Here is a 14,755-nt window from a genome sequence, read left to right on the forward strand (position 1 = left end):
CGGGTGACGGACCACAATCCACCGTCTCCTACCCCCGTTGACCTCAGGCCATGGGTTCGGGAACGCCGGGCGAAGACCGTACGGTCCCGGGCGCGGGTTCCGGGCCCGCCGACGGCACGGCGAAGGCCGGGGCGGCGAGGCGCCCCGGCCCTGGAGAAGTCGCGCACCGGCTGCCGCCGGCGCGCGTATCGGCTGCTGTCAGAGGTCGCCGTCCGGGTCGGCCTCCGGGTCGTCCACGATGTGCACGGCGGCCTCCTCGGCGGACGCGGCGCCGCCGTCGATGCCGATGTCGTCGGCCACGCCGTCCTGTGTGGGACCCTTCACCCATTGGTCGGTGGCGGTCAGCCGGCCGGCGCGCCGGTCGCCGGCCTCCGGATCGAGCAACTCCCCGTCGGTGTCGGACTCGTCGCCGAGGCCGTCGCCGTCCGGGAGGAGCGGCGCGTCGGGCCGCTCGCGGGCGAGCCGCTCGTCCAGCGAGTCGCCCTCCTCCTGTTCCTCGGCGGTCGTCCCCGTGCCCTCGACGGCCAGTGGCCGCTCCGGCGGCGAATACCCCTCGTCGAGCACGTCCTCGACACCGCGGTCGTCGAGTGTGTCCTCGGGTTCCAGCGGCCCGGCGTCCTCGCGGATCTCGCTGTCGTCGGGCTGGTACACGTCGTCGCCCCTGCCGAAGTCGTCCATGTCGGACGCGTCGGCGCCGGAGCCGTCGGATCGGGGATCGGTCATGTGCTCACTCCGAATTCGTGCAGCAGCGTCTTGCCGAACGCCGTCAGGTCGTCCGGCTTGCGGCTGGTGATCAGGGTGCTGGGGGCGGCGCGGCAGACCACGACCTCCTCGTCCACCCAGGTGCCGCCGGCATTGCGCACATCGGTGCGCAGGCTGGGCCACGAGGTGAGGGTGCGGCCGCGGACGACATCCGCCTCGATCAGCGTCCACGGCGCGTGACAGATCGCCGCCACCGGCTTGCCCGCGTCGAAGAAGCCGCGGACGAAAGCGACCGCGCCCGGGTCCGTACGCAGGAAGTCGGGGTTCGCGACGCCGCCCGGCAGGACCAGCGCGTCGAAGTCGGCGGCGGAGGTCTGCGCCGTGGTGACGTCCACCGGGAAGGTGTCGGCCTTGTCCAGGTGGTCGAACGCCTGGACGGTGCCTTCCGCCGTGGACACCAGGCGCGGGGTCTGTCCCGCCGCGACGAGCGCCTCCCAGGGCGAGGTCAGTTCGATCTGCTCGACACCTTCGGGCGCCACCAGAAACGCGGTGCGCACGGACATCACGACCTTCCTTTTCGCGGGTTTCGCTCTCGGCTGCCGCCTACCCGTATCGCGCCGGCCGATGCGGATCGGCCGGACAGGGCGGGCGCCGGGCGGATCATGTGATGACGGCGCCGACCGCGACGAAGCCGCAGATCAGGACGAAGAGCGCCACCAGCAGCGGCCAGATGAAGCGCAGGTACTGGTCGTAGCGGACCTTCGCCAGCGCGACACCACCAATGGTGACGGCGGTGGTCGGCACCCACAGGTTCATCCATCCGCTGGCGGCCTGCCAGGCGGTGACGACGACCGAGCGGGAGACACCGGCGAAGTCGGCCAGCGGCGCGAGGATCGGCATCGCGAGGGTCGCGTGTCCCGAGGTGGAGGGGATCAGGAAGGCCAGCGGCAGATTCACCAGGAAGACGATGAGGCCGAAGACCGCGTTGGAGGTGCCGGAGACGACGCCTTCGATGGAGTGCAGCACGGTGTCGGTGACCCGCGAATTGTTCATGATGACGGTGACGCCGCGGGCCAGCACGATGACCAGCGCGGGCGAGATGAAGTCCGCCGCGCCCTGGATGATCGTCGAGCTGAGCTTCTGCTCGCCCATTCGGCCGACCAGGCCGATCAGCACGGCCGCCACGAGGAAGAGCGCCGCCAGCTCGGCGAAGGACCAGTCCAGCTCCCAGGCGTACGGCGTGGCGTCCGCCTTGCCGGTCAGCGCGCTCGACCAGGGCACCACCGAGAAGATCATGAAGGCGAAGACCAGGCCGACGGCGACCAGCACGGCCTTGTGCAGTCCGGTCAGCTCCGGCGGTTCCTTGTCGCGGTCCGCGCCCTGTTCCCGGTCGCCGGGCAGGAAGCCGACGATGGAGCGGTCGGGGTTCTTCTGCACGCGCTTGCCGTAGCGGACGACGTACGCGACGGTCACGGCCGTCAGCACGATCCACATCACGAAGCGCAGCACGATGCCGTCGCCGAGCGAGATGTCGGCCGCGGAGGAGGCGACGCCGGTGGCGAAGGGGTTGACGGTGGAGCAGAGCACACCGACTCCGGCGCCGAGGATGATCGCGCCGGTGGCGACCATCCGGTCGTAGCCGAGGGCGAGCATCAGCGGCACGATCAGGCCGTAGAAGCCCAGGGTCTCCTCGGCGAAGCCCTCGACCGTGCCGAGCACGGAGAAGACCACCATGATGCCGATGATCAGCAGCGCCCCGCGGTCGCGCAGCGCGTGTGCCAGCCGGGCGATGCCGCGGTCCAGGGCGCCGGTGGCGAACACCACGGTGATGAAGGCGCCGATGGCGAGGACGAAGAGGAAGACGCCGGCGCTGCCGTACAGGTCACCGGAATTGTCGGGCGCGACGAAGCCGCTCTTGGTGTCCTGGATGCCGTAGAGGCCGTTGACCGGCGACAGGAACAGGTCCTTGAGGTGGTCGACGAAGCTCAGGCCGGACGAGACGCGGTGGTACGTGCCCTGGATCGGCGCGCCCGAGTCCTTGCGCTTGTACTCGCCGGACGGGATCAGGAAGGCCAGCGCCCACACCGCGAGGGTGACCAGGGCGAGGACGGTGAGGGCGCTGGGGAAGGTGAATTTGCGCTTCTTGGGCGGTGTCCCGCCCTGGTCGCCGCCGACCGCTTCGTCGGCCCGGGTCGAGCCGCCGCTCACCGGGCACCTCCCCCGCCGCCCGCGGCCCGGAAGTCGGCGGCGTACTCCCGCAGGAAGGCCGCCTCGGCGATGACCGCGCCGCGCAGTTCGGAGAAGAGCACCCGTTCGTTGGGCGCGTGCAGATTGCACATGCTGTCCTGGGCGCCGAAGAGCAGCACCTCGGCCTGCGGTACGGCCTTGGCGAGGCCGTTCACCAGCGGGATGGAGCCGCCGCTCGCGGCGAACTGGGCCTCCTCGCCCCAGCCTTCGCGCAGTGCGGTGCGCGCGGCGCGGTAGGCTGGGCCGCCGGTGGCCGGTTCGAAGCCGGGGCCGGCGTCGCTGGGGGTCACGGTCAGCTCGATCCCGAAGGGCTTGTGCTCGCGCAGGTGCCTGACCAGCGCGTCGGTGGCCTCCTTCGGGTCCTGCAAGGGGTGCACGCGCAGATTGAGCTTGGCGCGCGCGTACGGCACCACCGCCGAGGCGGCGCCGTCCACGGTGGGGGTGTCCATGCCGATCACGGTGACGGCCGGGCCGCTCCACAGCCGCTCCCCCAGGCTGCCGGTGCCGATCAGCGGCATGCCGTCCTGGACGGTGGCCAGGCTGCGGAATTCCTCCTCGGTGTACGAGGCGCCGTCCCACGGCTCGCGGCGCAGGCCCTCGACGGTCACGTCGCCCGCCGCGTCGTGCAGCGAGGCCAGCGCCTGGATCAGCGCGAGCAGGGCGTCGGGCGCGGCGCCGCCGAATTCGCCGCTGTGCCGGGCCTCGGCGAGGGTGCGCACCTCCACGACGACCTCGGCGACGCCGCGCAGGCCGGTGGTGAGGGTCGGGGTGCCGGGCCGCAGATTGCCCATGTCCGCGATGACCATGGCGTCGCAGGCGAACCGCTGCGCGTCGGTCGGCGGGTAGTCGTCGAAGGCGCTGCCGTACTCCTCCTGGCCCTCCAGCACGATCTTGATGCCGGTCGGCGGGCGCCCGCCGTACGCGCGCAGCATGCCGATGTGCGCCATGACGTTGGACTTGTCGTCCGCGATGCCGCGCGCCCGCAGGCCGCCCTCGATCGGTGTCGGCTCGAAGGGCGCCGACTTCCACAGCGACTCGTCGCCGGGCGGCTGGACGTCGTAGTGCCCGTAGAGCAGGACGGTCGGGGCGTCCGGTGTCGGCGGCGGGATCTCGGCGTAGATCACGGGTGAGGTGTCGGGCAGGTCGATCCGCTCGATGTGCTCGACCCCGGCGTCCCGCAGCAGTTCGACCAGCAGGTCGTGCGCCCGGTGCACCTCGCCCTCGGGGTAGCCGGGGAACGCGATCGACGGGATCTCGGCGAGCTTCACCAGATCGGCGGTGAGCCGGTCCATCAGGCTGTCGACAGTGGCGGCGAGGTCCATGCGGTGTGTTCTCCTCATCCCGGGCGCCCGGCTGCGGGGTCACGGTGACCCCAGTGAGCACTCTCGCCATTGGACCGGCCGGGCGCAGCCGGAGTGAGCCGAACGGGCCACATCCGCCGCCCGTTCGCACGGCCGGCCGCGCATGGCGTAGGGCCCGTGGGACCCGTGCGATCCGGCCCCCGCGTCGCCCGGATCCGGCCGATGCGGAACCACCTCTTGACTGAACATGACAACGCTGTCTCAATGTGGTGTTGCAACGTTGGAAACGGCGAAGTCCCGTACTTGCGCCGCGAGTTGCGGCGCCGCGCGGGCAAGCCCGGCGTGACCCGTTCCGCACGGTCCCGGACAGGGGTGTGTCGCGTGAGCAGACGGTGGTTGGGGCGCGTTCTCGGCCTGGTGCTTCTTCTCCTGGTGTCGGCGCCGGGCGCCGCCTGGGCGGCGGGACCGGGCGCCGGCACACCACCGGTGTCTCCTGTGTCTTCCCGTACGTCACCGGTGGCGCCGCACGCGGCCGGCGCGGTGTGCGCGGTGTACTGCGACACCCGCGACCCGTCGCTCGCCCGCCAGGAGACCTTCCCGGTGGCGAACAGGATCGTCAACGGCCGACGGATCGAGCTCCATGTCTCGGACACCGACGGCATGGCCTGGGCGTCCATCGACGACGGGCAGGTCAATGACTCCGTCTGGCTGGACCGGTCCTGGGACGGCGGTACGACCTGGGACGGCCTGCTCGGCAAGGCGTCGATCCCCAGCACATGGACCGGTACGCGCACACTGATGTACAACCTCTACGACCCGACGAACCACCGGCGCGCGGTGCTCCGGGCGTGCGGCGACGCGCAGGGGGTGGCCTGCACGGACTGGGCGCACACGGCCGTGTGCGCCCAGCGGTGCGACGGCGCCGACCCGGGCACCGGGACGGGTGATCTGCGGCCGGTGCCGGACGCCACGCTGAGCGGCCGGACGATCGCGCTGCACATGGACGATTCGGGGATGGCCTGGGCGACGATCGCCGGCGGCACGGCCGGCGACGAGGTGTGGCTCGACCGGTCGTGGGACAGCGGCGCGAGCTGGCCGGACGGCTCGTCCAAGGGCCGGACGTCCGTGCCGTCCGGCGCCTCCGGCACCAGGACCACCGCCTTCAACACCTCCGATCCGCTGGGCAAGCTCTACGGCGGCGCGGTCCGCGCCTGCGGCCGGGCGGTGGAGGGGCAGAACGGCAGCTGCACCTCCTGGGCCCGGCCGACCGCCTCCCACGCCGCCGCTGCGGCCGACGCGCTGATGTACTCCTACGACCCGAACACCGCCTATTGGCCGTCCAGTTGGTGGAATTCGGCGGTCGCGCTCAGCACGGTGATCGACTACATGCGGCAGACCGGCGACACCCGCTACCTGTGGGTGGTCGACCGCACCTTCCAGGTCAACAAGGCCGCCTTCCCGGCCGGCGCGCGCAGCTCCGACCCGATCGACGGGGACTTCATCAGCCGTGCCACGGACGATGCCGAATGGTGGGCGCTGGCCTGGGTGGACGCCTACGACCTGACGGGCAACCGTACGTATCTCGACGAGGCCGTCACGATCGCCACCTACGTCAACGGGCTGTGGGACACCGGCAGCTGCGGCGGCGGGGTGTGGTGGGACCGGGAGCGGACGTACAAGAACGCGGTGACCAACGGCCTGTACGTACGGCTGACCGCGGAGCTGCACAATCGGCTCGGCAGCGGCGACACGCTGTGGCTGGGCCGGGCGACCACGTCCTGGAACTGGTTCAGGAACAGCGGTCTGATCAACGCCTCCGGTCTGGTCAACGACGGGCTGACGTCGGGCTGCGCCAACAACGGGCAGACGGTGTGGAGTTACAACCAGGGGCTGGCGATCGGCGCCGCCGTGGAGGTCTGGCGGGCCACCGGGGACAGCACGGCGCTGACCACGGCCCGCCGGCTGGCCGACGCGGCGGTCGCGGCCCCGTCGCTGGTGACCTCCGGCCTGCTCACCGAGACCTGCGACTCCCTCACCGCGGCCTGCGACGACAACGCCAAGCAGTTCAAGGGCGTCTTCATGCGCTACCTCCAGGATCTGAGCGGTGCGACCGGCGGTGCCTACACCGGCTTCGCCGCCACGCAGGCCGCCTCGATCTGGTCGGCGGACCGCGACTCCCTGAACCGGCTCGGCGAGCGCTGGTCGGGCCAGGGCACGTCCGATCACCCCAATGTGCGCGACTGGCGCACGCAGGCGAGCGCGCTCAGTGCGCTGCTCGCCGCGGGCTGACCGGCGCGGGCAGGTCGAGGTCGGCGAGCCCGACGCCGGTCAGGCGCTCCGACTCGCGCCACAGCCGGGCGTTGACCTCCGGGTCGAGCGCCCGCCGGGTGATCCGGGCGGTCGTCGTCGGGCCGACCAGGCCCAGGCGGCGCGGGCCGTAGTAGGCGCCCGCGGTGGCCGCGGGGTCGGCGGCGGCGAACAGCAGCGGTTCCGCGCCCTGTTCGACGCCCTGCTTGGGCAGGATGTCGATCACGCTCATGAAGCGGTGCATACGGGTGGGCCGGTCGCGGCCGAGGCTCGCCCCCGCCGTCTGCAGATTGGTGACGGTGTAGCCGGGGTGCGCGGCGGTGCTGAGCAGGGGCCAGCCGCGGTCGGCGGCGACGGCCGCCAACTGCTGGGTGAGGATGAGGTCGGCGAGCTTGGACTGGGCGTAGGAGAGATTCGGGCGGTAGCGGCCCCGCTTCCACTGGAGGTCGTCGAAGCGGATCCGGCCGTAGTTGGCGGTGCCGCTGCTCATGGTGGCCACGCGGGGTGCGTCGGCGGCCAGCAGCGCGGGCAACAGGCGGAGCGTCAGGGCGAAGGGGCCGAGGTAATTGCTGCCGAATTGCAGCTCGAAGCCGTCGGCGGTGGTCATCCGGGTCGGCGGTGCCATCACCCCCGCGTTGTTGACCAGCAGGTCGAGCGGGGTGGGGTCGGCGAGCACGCCCTCGGCGAAGTCGCGGACGGACGCCAGGTCGGCGAGGTCGATCCGGCGCACTTCGAGCCGGGCCTCCGGGTGCCGTTCCAGGATCTCGGCGCGGGCCTGCTCGCCCTTGGCGGGTGTCCTGACGGCCATGATCACGTGCGCTCCCGCGGCGGCGAGCCGCCGCGCGGCCTCCTTGCCCGTACCGCTGTTGGCACCGGTGACGACGGCCTTCCTGCCGCTCTGATCGGGGACGACGTACATGCTGAGCTCCTCCGGCGCCCATGACGGACACCTTGATAAAGAACCGGTGGTCTGTTGTGCTTCACGCTATCAGACCACCGGTCCGATAACAACAGACCGCAGGTCTGTAGAATGCGGTTATGCCCACGTCCTTCCAGCGCGCCCGCAGCGAGGAACAGCGCGCCCAGCGGCGCCAGGCCATCCTCGACACCGCCTCGGCGATGCTCACCGAGATGCCGGTGGCCGCGGTCAGCCTCAATGAGCTGAGCCGCCGTGTCGGCCTGGCGAAGTCCAATGTGCTGCGGTATTTCGAGTCCCGCGAGGCCGTGCTGCTGGAACTGCTGGATGTCGCCTTCCGCGAGTGGCTGACGCAGCTGGCCCCGGACCTGGCCGACGAGATCGACCCCGGGGCCCCGGTGCGCGAGCGCGGTGACCTTGTGGCGGCTGTTCTCGCCGCGTCGCTGGCCGCCCGGCCGGTGCTCTGCGACCTGGCCGGCGCCCAGGCCGCCGTGCTGGAGCGCAATGTCTCGCCCGAGGTCGCCGCCGAGTACAAACGCACCGCCATCCGCAACGCCCTCGACTTCGCCGCCCTGGTCAGGACGCACCTCCCGGAACTGAGCGAGGAGGATTCCCTGCGGTACGCGGGTGCGGCGCTCATGGTCAGCGGCGCGGTGTGGACGCACGCCCATCCGTCCGCGGCCATGCTGGCCGCCTACGAGGCCGATCCGTCACTCGCCGTCATGCGCCTCGACTTCGGCGCGACCGTACGCGAGATGCTGGAGGTCACGGCCAGCGGCCTGCTGGCGCGGCGGCTGCCCGAATAGCCCGCGCCCGCTCCGCCGTACCCCGACCGGGCCCCGATCCGATACGGCAGCGGGGCCTTGACCCGTATCCACCACTGAGGGAGACCACCGTCATGCCCCTGCGCTGCGCCGTGCTGGACGACTACCAGGGCGCCGCCCTGTCGCTCGCCGACTGGTCCGTGCTCTCGCCCGGCGTCGAGGTCGTCGCCTTCACCGGGCACTTCACGTCCGAGGCCGAACTCACCGCCGCCCTGGCCGACTTCGACATCGTCGTGACGCTGCGCGAGCGCGTCCGCTTTCCCGCCGCCGTCCTTGCCGCACTCCCCCGGCTGCGCCTGCTCATCGCCTCCGGCATGCGCAATTCGGTGATCGACTACGCGGCGGCCGGGCGGCACGGTGTGACGGTCTGCGGTACGCGCAGCGCCACGACGCCGCCGGTCGAGCTGACCTGGGCACTGCTGCTCGGCCTCGCGCGCGGCATCGTCCCCGAGAGCACGGGCCTGGCGGCGGGCGGCCCCTGGCAGACCACTGTCGGCGCCGATCTGCACGGCGCTCGGCTCGGCCTGCTGGGGCTCGGCAAGATCGGTGGCCGGGTCGCGCAGATCGGCCGGGCCTTCGGCATGGAGGTGACCGGCTGGAGCCCGAATCTCACCGACGAGCGCGCGGCCGAGGTCGGTGCGACCCGGGCGGCCGGCCTCGAGGAGCTGCTGTCGACCGCCGACTTCGTCTCGGTCCACCTCGCCCTCGGCGACCGCAGCCGCGGTCTGCTGGGCGCGCCGGAGCTGGCGCTGATGAAACCGACCGCCTACCTGGTCAACTCCTCACGGTCGGCGATCGTCGACCAGGCGGCGCTGCTCGCCGCGCTGCGCGAGGGCCGGATCGCCGGGGCGGCCGTGGACGTCTTCGACACCGAACCGCTCCCGGCCGACGACCCGGTACGGACCACGCCGCGCCTGCTGGCCACCCCGCACCTCGGCTATGTCACCCGCGCCAATCTCCGGACGTATTACGGCGACGCGATCGAGGACATCCAGGCGTATCTGGCGGGCGAGCCGATCCGCCTGCTCGGCTAGTCCGCCGACGCCCCGTCGCTCGATACCCCGTCGCCCGATACCGCGCCGCTCGATGCCGCGCCGCCCAGCGGCACCCGGCGGGCGAGGACGGCGCGCCGACTGATCCGCCAGCCGTGCGCGCCGCGGATGATCCGGTCGTCGTAGGTGACACTGCCGCAGGTGCCGTCCGCGTAGACGCCGAGGCCCTTGGACAGGGCGCGGACCGATCCGTCGGGCAGTTCGGACAGCAGCACGTTCGTCACGTGGTGGGCGACCGGATTGCGGTCGCCGAGCGCGAGCGCCGCGTCGCGGACGGCGGCCACACCCACGAGTTCGCCGCCGCCGAGGTCGCTCACGTCGTAGACGACGTCCTCGGTGAACAGCGCGTCCAGCCGGTCGAGTTCGCCGCCGTCGAAGAGATGGCCGTGCAGATGGACCAATTCGGTGACGGCGGCGCGGTCCTGGGCGTCGATCGGCAAGGGGACTCCTCTCGGGCCGGGCCCGTCCCGGCCGGTCAGCCAGCGTAGTGCGGGCCGGAGCCGTACGGTCCCGCCCCGGTCAGGACCGGGCGCGGCGGCGGCAGAAGTCGGCGTCGTACGGGCCAGGTCCGGTCAACTGCGGTCACTGCCCGCAGTCGTGCCGCACCGGCGGGTGAATTCGGGGACCGTCGAGGATCGTCAGCCGTTCATCGATCCGAGGTGCCCGTGATACTCAGAATGCTGAACAGGCCGGGAGTCCGCGACCGGGACGAGGCGCCCCCCGACGGGCCGGCGCCCGCGCCGCCGACCGACGTCATGGCGGGACGTGCGAGACTGCGGGCGGCGCGCGAACTGGGCCGTAAAGCCGAGGAATTCCTGCGGCTGTACCACGGCGAGGAGGTCTCGGCGGGCGACCTGGACAGCAGGCTCGCGGCGGTCCGCGCCGAGATCGCCGACACGGGCACCTACCGGCACACCACCGCCGAACTGGCCTTCGGGGCGCGGGTCGCCTGGCGCAACAGCAACCGGTGCATCGGGCGGCTGTACTGGCGGTCCCTGCAAGTGCGCGATCTGCGGCACCTGACGGACGCCGAGGACATCGCACGCGAGTGCGCGCAGCATCTGCGGCTGGCCACCAACGGCGGCCGGATCCGGCCGCTGATCACGGTCTTCGCGCCCGACTCGCCCGACCGCCGCGGTCCGCGGATCAGGAACGAACAGCTCATCCGCTACGCCGGTTACCGTGCCGCCGACGGCACCGTCACCGGCGACCCGCTCAATGCCGGCCTCACCGAGCGGGCGCTGCGGCTCGGCTGGACCGGCGGCCCCGGCACCGCCTTCGATGTGCTGCCGCTGATCGTCGAGGGCGTGCACGACAAGCCGCGGCTGTTCGAACTGCCGCAGGACGCCGTGCTGCACGTGCCGCTCGACCACCCCGAGCGGCCCTGGAGCCGGCACTGGGGGCTGCGCTGGCACGCGGTGCCCGCGATCTCCGCGATGTGCCTGGAGATCGGCGGGGTCTGCTACGGGGCGGCGCCGTTCAACGGCTGGTACATGGGCACGGAGATCGGCGCCCGCAATCTCGCCGACACCGACCGGTACGACCTGCTGCCCCGGGTGGCCAAGGATTTCGGGATGGACACCGGCAGCGTCCGCTCGCTGTGGAAGGACCGGGCCCTGGTCGAGCTGAACCGCGCCGTGCTGCACTCCTTCGACCGCGCGGGCGTCACGCTCGCCGACCACCACACCGAGGCGGAACGTTTCCTCCAGCACATGGAACGGGAGCGGCGCCGGGGCCGCGACGTGCACGCCGAGTGGTCCTGGATCGTGCCGCCCATGTCGGGCGCGACGACGGGGGTCTTCCACCGCAGCTACGACAACACCGTGCACAGCCCCGGCTTCGTGCGCCACACGGACGGAGCCGACGGCATGGCCGGCTCCGGTGGCGCCGACGGCACCGGGCACGGCGCGGCGGGCGCGGCCGAGATCCGATGACGACAGGCTTCCGAGGGGGTGCGGGCGCCGTCCCGGGGACGTCCGCCTGCCGCCCGCGTGGGGGCGGCAGGCGGACGGCGGGCGGTCAGTCGCGGCACTCCGGGTGGCCCCAGCCGTCGGGGTTCTTGGCGATCGGCTCGCCGGCGGCATAGCCGCGGCCGCAGCGGCAGCGGCCGGGGAACTTCGCGTTGAGGGTGCGCGAGGAAGAAGACGACGAGGCGGCTTTGGTCTTGCCGCCTCCGGTGGCGCGCTTGGCCGGGGCGGAGGCCCGTACGGCGTCGGGGGCGCGCGGCGGCTGCGGGGAGCCGAGCGCGGAGCCCGCCGCCTCCTGCGTGATGGCGGCGTGGCTCGCGGCGCGGTCGGCGAAGTCGTTGAGCCGGTCACCGTCGACCTGGTGCGCGGGGACGTAGCGGAATTCGATGTCGCGGCCCGTGAGCAGCGCGTCGATGCCGGCGACGAGCTCCTGGTTGGCGACCGGTTTGCCCGCGGCCGTCTTCCAGCCCTTGCGCTTCCAGCCGGGCAGCCAGGTGGTGACGGCCTTCATCGCGTACTGGGAGTCCATCCGGATCTCCATCGGCACGGCGGGGTCGGTCGTCTCCAACAGCTCCCGCAGCGCGGTGAGTTCGGCGACGTTGTTGGTGGCGGTGCCCAGCGGGCCCGCCTGCCAGCGGTCGGGGTCGCCGCTCCGGTCGGCGACGACCCAGGCCCAGGCGGCCGGCCCGGGATTGCCCTTCGATGCCCCGTCACACGCGGCGATGATGCGTTCTGCCATGCCACCGATCATGCCAGCCCGCCGCCGCCCGTACGGCCCCGGCCCGTCCGGCGGCCGCGGCGCGGAGCCGGTGCGCGGCCCGCGGCGGCGTCACGCCTGCGGTGTACGGTCCGGCAGTGCGAGCCACTCCTGCCAGGTCAGGTCTCGGCCGATGTAGCGCGGTCGCGTGAACGGCCAGACCTCGCCGATCCAGCGCGGGACGAGGTCGTCCAGGTCCTGCTCCAGGGCGGTGCCGACCTTGTCGTCCACGACCCACCACGAGATCTCGGCGTCGGCCCCGGCCTTCTCCGGCGGGTCGATGTAGACGCAGCCGAGCAGCGCGGTGTTCGCGTCGTCGAACAGCGCGTAGTTGAAGGACTCGTGCGCGGCGATCTCGACGGCGTGCCGTTCCAGGTCGGCGCGGTCCGCCTCGTACGACAGGTCGGCCGCCGGCCAGCCCCAGGCCGGGCCGAAGATCGACCACAGCCGGTCCCGGGAGCCCATGACGGCCGGAAAGTCGAGGTCGGTGTCGGATCCGGCGATCGGCCGGAGGTGGTGGCCGCCGGGGAGCGGGACACGGACGGGGTGAACGAAGTCGTCGGGCAGCCAGGTCGTCATGCGGCGGAGGCTAACGGGGGCGGTGGCGCGGCCGCACCGGGTTTTCGGGCGGCGCACCGGCTTGCGGGTGGTGCTCCGGGGCTTAGGGCGGCACACCGGGCTTTCGGATGGCGCTCCGGGTCTTCGGGCAGCGCACCGGGCTTGCGGGTGGTCCTCCGGGCTTTCGGGTGGTCCTCCGGCGGCCGTTCTCAGTGGCCGCCGGTGGGGCGCTGGCAGCCGGTGCTGTCCGGGTATCCGGCGAAGGCGTCGACCTTCGTGGTGGCCAGGTCCATGGTGCCCTCCAGGCAGATCGGCGCGTGGTCCACGAGGAAGCTCACCCCGGTCGGACCGTTCTGGAAGACGCCGACCACGGCGGGGTCGTAGCCGAGTCCGACGATGCTGTCGTGGACGTGGCCGGTGCCGAAGTCCTTCTTCTTCCGCAGCGGTTCGAGGGCCGCGGTCAGGGCGCGGGCCTGCGCGAGACCTTCGCAGCGCGGCTGTCCGTGCAGCGGCAGCGGGATCTTGAAGCCGTTGTTCTCGGCGTAGTGCGGCGCGCCGTCGCCCGCCTCGGGGAGGCCGGTCGCGGTAGGCGCCGGCGTCGCGGTCTCCCCCGGGCACAGCACTTCCGGCGGGGTCGTCACGGCGCGCGAGGTCGCGACGGGCGGGTGCCCGGACGGCAGCCCGGCGCCCGTGCCGTCGGCGGTGCGCGTCCCGCAGCCGGACAGGACGAGGGCGAGCACCGCGACGGCGGCCGGCGCGGTCGGCAGGAGGAGGGCGGCGCGGCGGCCGGTGGATCGGGGCATGCCACGATCATGCCGGGTGCCACGGGCCCGCCGCGTGAGTACCCCTACTCAGTCGGCCCGATCGGCGCGACCGTCATTCCGCGTCGATGCCGGTGATGACGGGATCGCCGAGCCGGGCGCCGTCCTCCGCGATGCCCGCGACCCGCAGTGCGTCGCGCACCAGGTCGGCCGCGACCTGCTCGGCGCCGTCAGGATTGTCGGCGTCCACCGCGACGCGGACGCTGAAGGCGCTGGAGTCGCCGTACATGGTCAGGATGTCCAGCTCCTCGTCCTCGCCGAAGTCGGTGCTCTGCGGGTCGGCGGGCCGCAGCGCCCGGACGAGCGTCGTACGGGCCTCGGTGGTCGGCGCGTCGAGGAAGGTGCCGGGGACGGTCACGACATAGGTGGTCATGAAACTTACGTGTGCCCGCTGCGCGGCCGGTCATCCCCGGTGCGCCGGGTGTCACGCGTTCGGGCGCCCGGCGCGCCGGTGTGCGGCGCGCCGGGCGGTCCCTGCCGGCAGAAGGTCAGCTGTGGTTCCAGGTGACGCTGAAGTTGGTGCCGCCGGACAGCGCGGAGGTGGTCGCCTTCGTGGTGCTGCCGGAGGCCATGTTGATCTTGTCGGGGCCGAAGTTCCCGATCGGCTGGCCGTTGGCGGTGGCGCTGGTGAACGACGCGGTGCTGAAGTGCGCGAGCGGCAGGACACCGGTGGAGCTGGACGGCGCCTCGGCGATGATCTCGGCGGACGCGAGCGAGGCGTTCCGCAGCGTCTTCGTGGTGGTCTTCGTCCAGCCCCTGGTGGTGTTGGACAGGGTGAGGGTGAACGAGCCGCTGCCATTGGTGGAGACCGTCGAGGTGAAGTGGTCGCCGGGGCTCACCGGGTTGGAGTAGTTCACCGGATACGCCGGATACATCTCGTACCACGAGGAGTACACGGCCCGGCCGCCGGAGCAGTCGGCCTCGGTGCCGGTCTGCTCCACCGAATTGCTGCCGTCGCCGTCGAGTCCTATCCAGAACGAGGAGTAGGTCGTGGCGCTGGTGCAGCTCACCGACGGCTGGACCCAACTGGCGGAGACGCTGGTGAAGGTGGAGCCGGTGGCCGCGTAGCCGGCCCAGTTGCCGCTGGTGCTGTGCGCGATGCGGCTGTCCGGGCCGACCAGGTGGTGGCTGCTCATGGGGGTGAGGCGGACCGGGGAGTCCGTCGCGGCGGCCGCGCCGGGCGCGGTCGCCAGAGCGGACAGAACCGCCGCTGCCACGGCGGATACGGCGGTGATGCGCAGGGTTGCCGACATGCTGCTCCTTCTCGCGGGTCTCGCGGTGCAGGTGTCACCGGCGTGATCGG

15 protein-coding genes are annotated in these 14,755 nt (G+C 72.4%); 4 read left to right on the forward strand and 11 right to left on the reverse strand.

The features are described 5' to 3' along the window. Positions 1–198 precede the first annotated feature (198 nt). From BM076_RS18780 to BM076_RS18795, 4 genes are all read right to left on the reverse strand, one after another. Entirely contained in the window at positions 199–723 is a 525-nt protein-coding gene (locus BM076_RS18780; protein WP_407640677.1) for a DUF5709 domain-containing protein, read from the reverse strand. Continuing rightward, the gene (locus tag BM076_RS18785) at positions 720–1,259 is read right to left on the reverse strand and encodes a type 1 glutamine amidotransferase domain-containing protein (protein ID WP_093714834.1); all 540 of its coding nucleotides are present in this window, start codon (positions 1,257–1,259) and stop codon (positions 720–722) included. The genes BM076_RS18780 and BM076_RS18785 overlap by 4 nt, the downstream gene beginning before the upstream one ends. A 103-nt stretch (positions 1,260–1,362) precedes the next feature. Beyond that, the gene (locus tag BM076_RS18790; protein ID WP_093714745.1) at positions 1,363–2,910 is read right to left on the reverse strand and encodes a YfcC family protein; all 1,548 of its coding nucleotides are present in this window, start codon (positions 2,908–2,910) and stop codon (positions 1,363–1,365) included. Next, entirely contained in the window at positions 2,907–4,271 is a 1,365-nt protein-coding gene (locus tag BM076_RS18795; protein WP_093714746.1) for a M20/M25/M40 family metallo-hydrolase, read from the reverse strand. Before BM076_RS18795 ends, BM076_RS18790 begins: the two co-directional genes overlap by 4 nt. A 474-nt stretch (positions 4,272–4,745) precedes the next feature. Between BM076_RS18795 and BM076_RS18800 the strand changes: the two genes are divergently transcribed. Next, on the forward strand, positions 4,746–6,539 hold the full coding sequence (locus BM076_RS18800) for a glycoside hydrolase family 76 protein (protein ID WP_322935951.1): 1,794 nt from the start codon (positions 4,746–4,748) through the stop codon (positions 6,537–6,539). Here BM076_RS18800 and BM076_RS18805 read toward each other — a convergent pair. Next, on the reverse strand, positions 6,514–7,476 hold the full coding sequence (locus BM076_RS18805) for an SDR family oxidoreductase (RefSeq protein WP_093714748.1): 963 nt from the start codon (positions 7,474–7,476) through the stop codon (positions 6,514–6,516). The two genes, BM076_RS18800 and BM076_RS18805, sit on opposite strands and share 26 nt — an antisense overlap. A gap of 119 nt (positions 7,477–7,595) precedes the next feature. Here BM076_RS18805 and BM076_RS18810 point away from each other — a divergent pair, with 119 nt between their 5' ends. After that, positions 7,596–8,279: a TetR/AcrR family transcriptional regulator gene (locus BM076_RS18810; protein WP_093714749.1), complete on the forward strand. Its 684-nt coding sequence runs from the start codon at positions 7,596–7,598 to the stop codon at positions 8,277–8,279. Positions 8,280–8,371: 92 nt separating this feature from the next. Then, a complete protein-coding gene (locus BM076_RS18815; protein ID WP_093714750.1) occupies positions 8,372–9,331 on the forward strand; it encodes a D-2-hydroxyacid dehydrogenase family protein in 960 nt (319 codons plus the stop codon). On the opposite strand, the gene BM076_RS18820 is transcribed toward BM076_RS18815, so the two are convergent. Then, positions 9,328–9,789 carry a nuclear transport factor 2 family protein gene (locus BM076_RS18820; protein WP_093714751.1) on the reverse strand — a complete coding sequence of 154 codons (462 nt, stop codon included), beginning with the start codon at positions 9,787–9,789 and terminating at the stop codon, positions 9,328–9,330. The genes BM076_RS18815 and BM076_RS18820 overlap by 4 nt on opposite strands. A gap of 315 nt (positions 9,790–10,104) precedes the next feature. Here BM076_RS18820 and BM076_RS18825 point away from each other — a divergent pair, with 315 nt between their 5' ends. Beyond that, positions 10,105–11,283, forward strand: a complete 1,179-nt coding sequence (locus tag BM076_RS18825) for a nitric oxide synthase oxygenase (protein ID WP_093714835.1) — start codon at positions 10,105–10,107, stop codon at positions 11,281–11,283. Between the two features lie 85 nt (positions 11,284–11,368). Here the strand turns inward: BM076_RS18825 and BM076_RS18830 are convergent, their stop codons facing one another. From BM076_RS18830 to BM076_RS18850, 5 genes are all read right to left on the reverse strand, one after another. Next, positions 11,369–12,067, reverse strand: a complete 699-nt coding sequence (locus BM076_RS18830; protein WP_093714752.1) for a ribonuclease H family protein — start codon at positions 12,065–12,067, stop codon at positions 11,369–11,371. A gap of 78 nt (positions 12,068–12,145) precedes the next feature. Then, positions 12,146–12,652 (reverse strand): GNAT family N-acetyltransferase, encoded by a 507-nt coding sequence (locus BM076_RS18835; RefSeq protein WP_093714753.1) that lies wholly within the window; start codon positions 12,650–12,652, stop codon positions 12,146–12,148. Between the two features lie 188 nt (positions 12,653–12,840). Then, positions 12,841–13,434: a hypothetical protein gene (locus BM076_RS37565; protein WP_245796142.1), complete on the reverse strand. Its 594-nt coding sequence runs from the start codon at positions 13,432–13,434 to the stop codon at positions 12,841–12,843. Between the two features lie 73 nt (positions 13,435–13,507). Further along, positions 13,508–13,825: a hypothetical protein gene (locus tag BM076_RS18845; RefSeq protein ID WP_093714754.1), complete on the reverse strand. Its 318-nt coding sequence runs from the start codon at positions 13,823–13,825 to the stop codon at positions 13,508–13,510. 115 nt (positions 13,826–13,940) lie between these two features. Beyond that, positions 13,941–14,705, reverse strand: coding sequence for a G1 family glutamic endopeptidase (locus BM076_RS18850; RefSeq protein WP_093714755.1), 765 nt, complete (start codon positions 14,703–14,705; stop codon positions 13,941–13,943). Positions 14,706–14,755: the final 50 nt, after the last annotated feature.

The organism is Actinacidiphila alni (genome assembly GCF_900112845.1).
GTDB classification, from domain to species: domain Bacteria; phylum Actinomycetota; class Actinomycetes; order Streptomycetales; family Streptomycetaceae; genus Actinacidiphila; species Actinacidiphila alni.

What these genes read in the sequence shown, in the direction of transcription:
- BM076_RS18795 (WP_093714746.1), bottom strand. Translation starts at nt 4,271, where the DNA reads ATGGACCTCGCCGCCACTGTCGACAGCCTGATGGACCGGCTCACCGCC.
- BM076_RS18830 (WP_093714752.1), bottom strand. Translation starts at nt 12,067, where the DNA reads ATGATCGGTGGCATGGCAGAACGCATCATCGCCGCGTGTGACGGGGCA.
- BM076_RS18825 (WP_093714835.1), top strand. Translation starts at nt 10,105, where the DNA reads ATGGCGGGACGTGCGAGACTGCGGGCGGCGCGCGAACTGGGCCGTAAA.
- BM076_RS18850 (WP_093714755.1), bottom strand. Translation starts at nt 14,705, where the DNA reads ATGTCGGCAACCCTGCGCATCACCGCCGTATCCGCCGTGGCAGCGGCG.
- BM076_RS18815 (WP_093714750.1), top strand. Translation starts at nt 8,372, where the DNA reads ATGCCCCTGCGCTGCGCCGTGCTGGACGACTACCAGGGCGCCGCCCTG.
- BM076_RS37565 (WP_245796142.1), bottom strand. Translation starts at nt 13,434, where the DNA reads ATGCCCCGATCCACCGGCCGCCGCGCCGCCCTCCTCCTGCCGACCGCG.
- BM076_RS18805 (WP_093714748.1), bottom strand. Translation starts at nt 7,476, where the DNA reads ATGTACGTCGTCCCCGATCAGAGCGGCAGGAAGGCCGTCGTCACCGGT.
- BM076_RS18780 (WP_407640677.1), bottom strand. Translation starts at nt 723, where the DNA reads ATGACCGATCCCCGATCCGACGGCTCCGGCGCCGACGCGTCCGACATG.
- BM076_RS18845 (WP_093714754.1), bottom strand. Translation starts at nt 13,825, where the DNA reads ATGACCACCTATGTCGTGACCGTCCCCGGCACCTTCCTCGACGCGCCG.
- BM076_RS18810 (WP_093714749.1), top strand. Translation starts at nt 7,596, where the DNA reads ATGCCCACGTCCTTCCAGCGCGCCCGCAGCGAGGAACAGCGCGCCCAG.
- BM076_RS18835 (WP_093714753.1), bottom strand. Translation starts at nt 12,652, where the DNA reads ATGACGACCTGGCTGCCCGACGACTTCGTTCACCCCGTCCGTGTCCCG.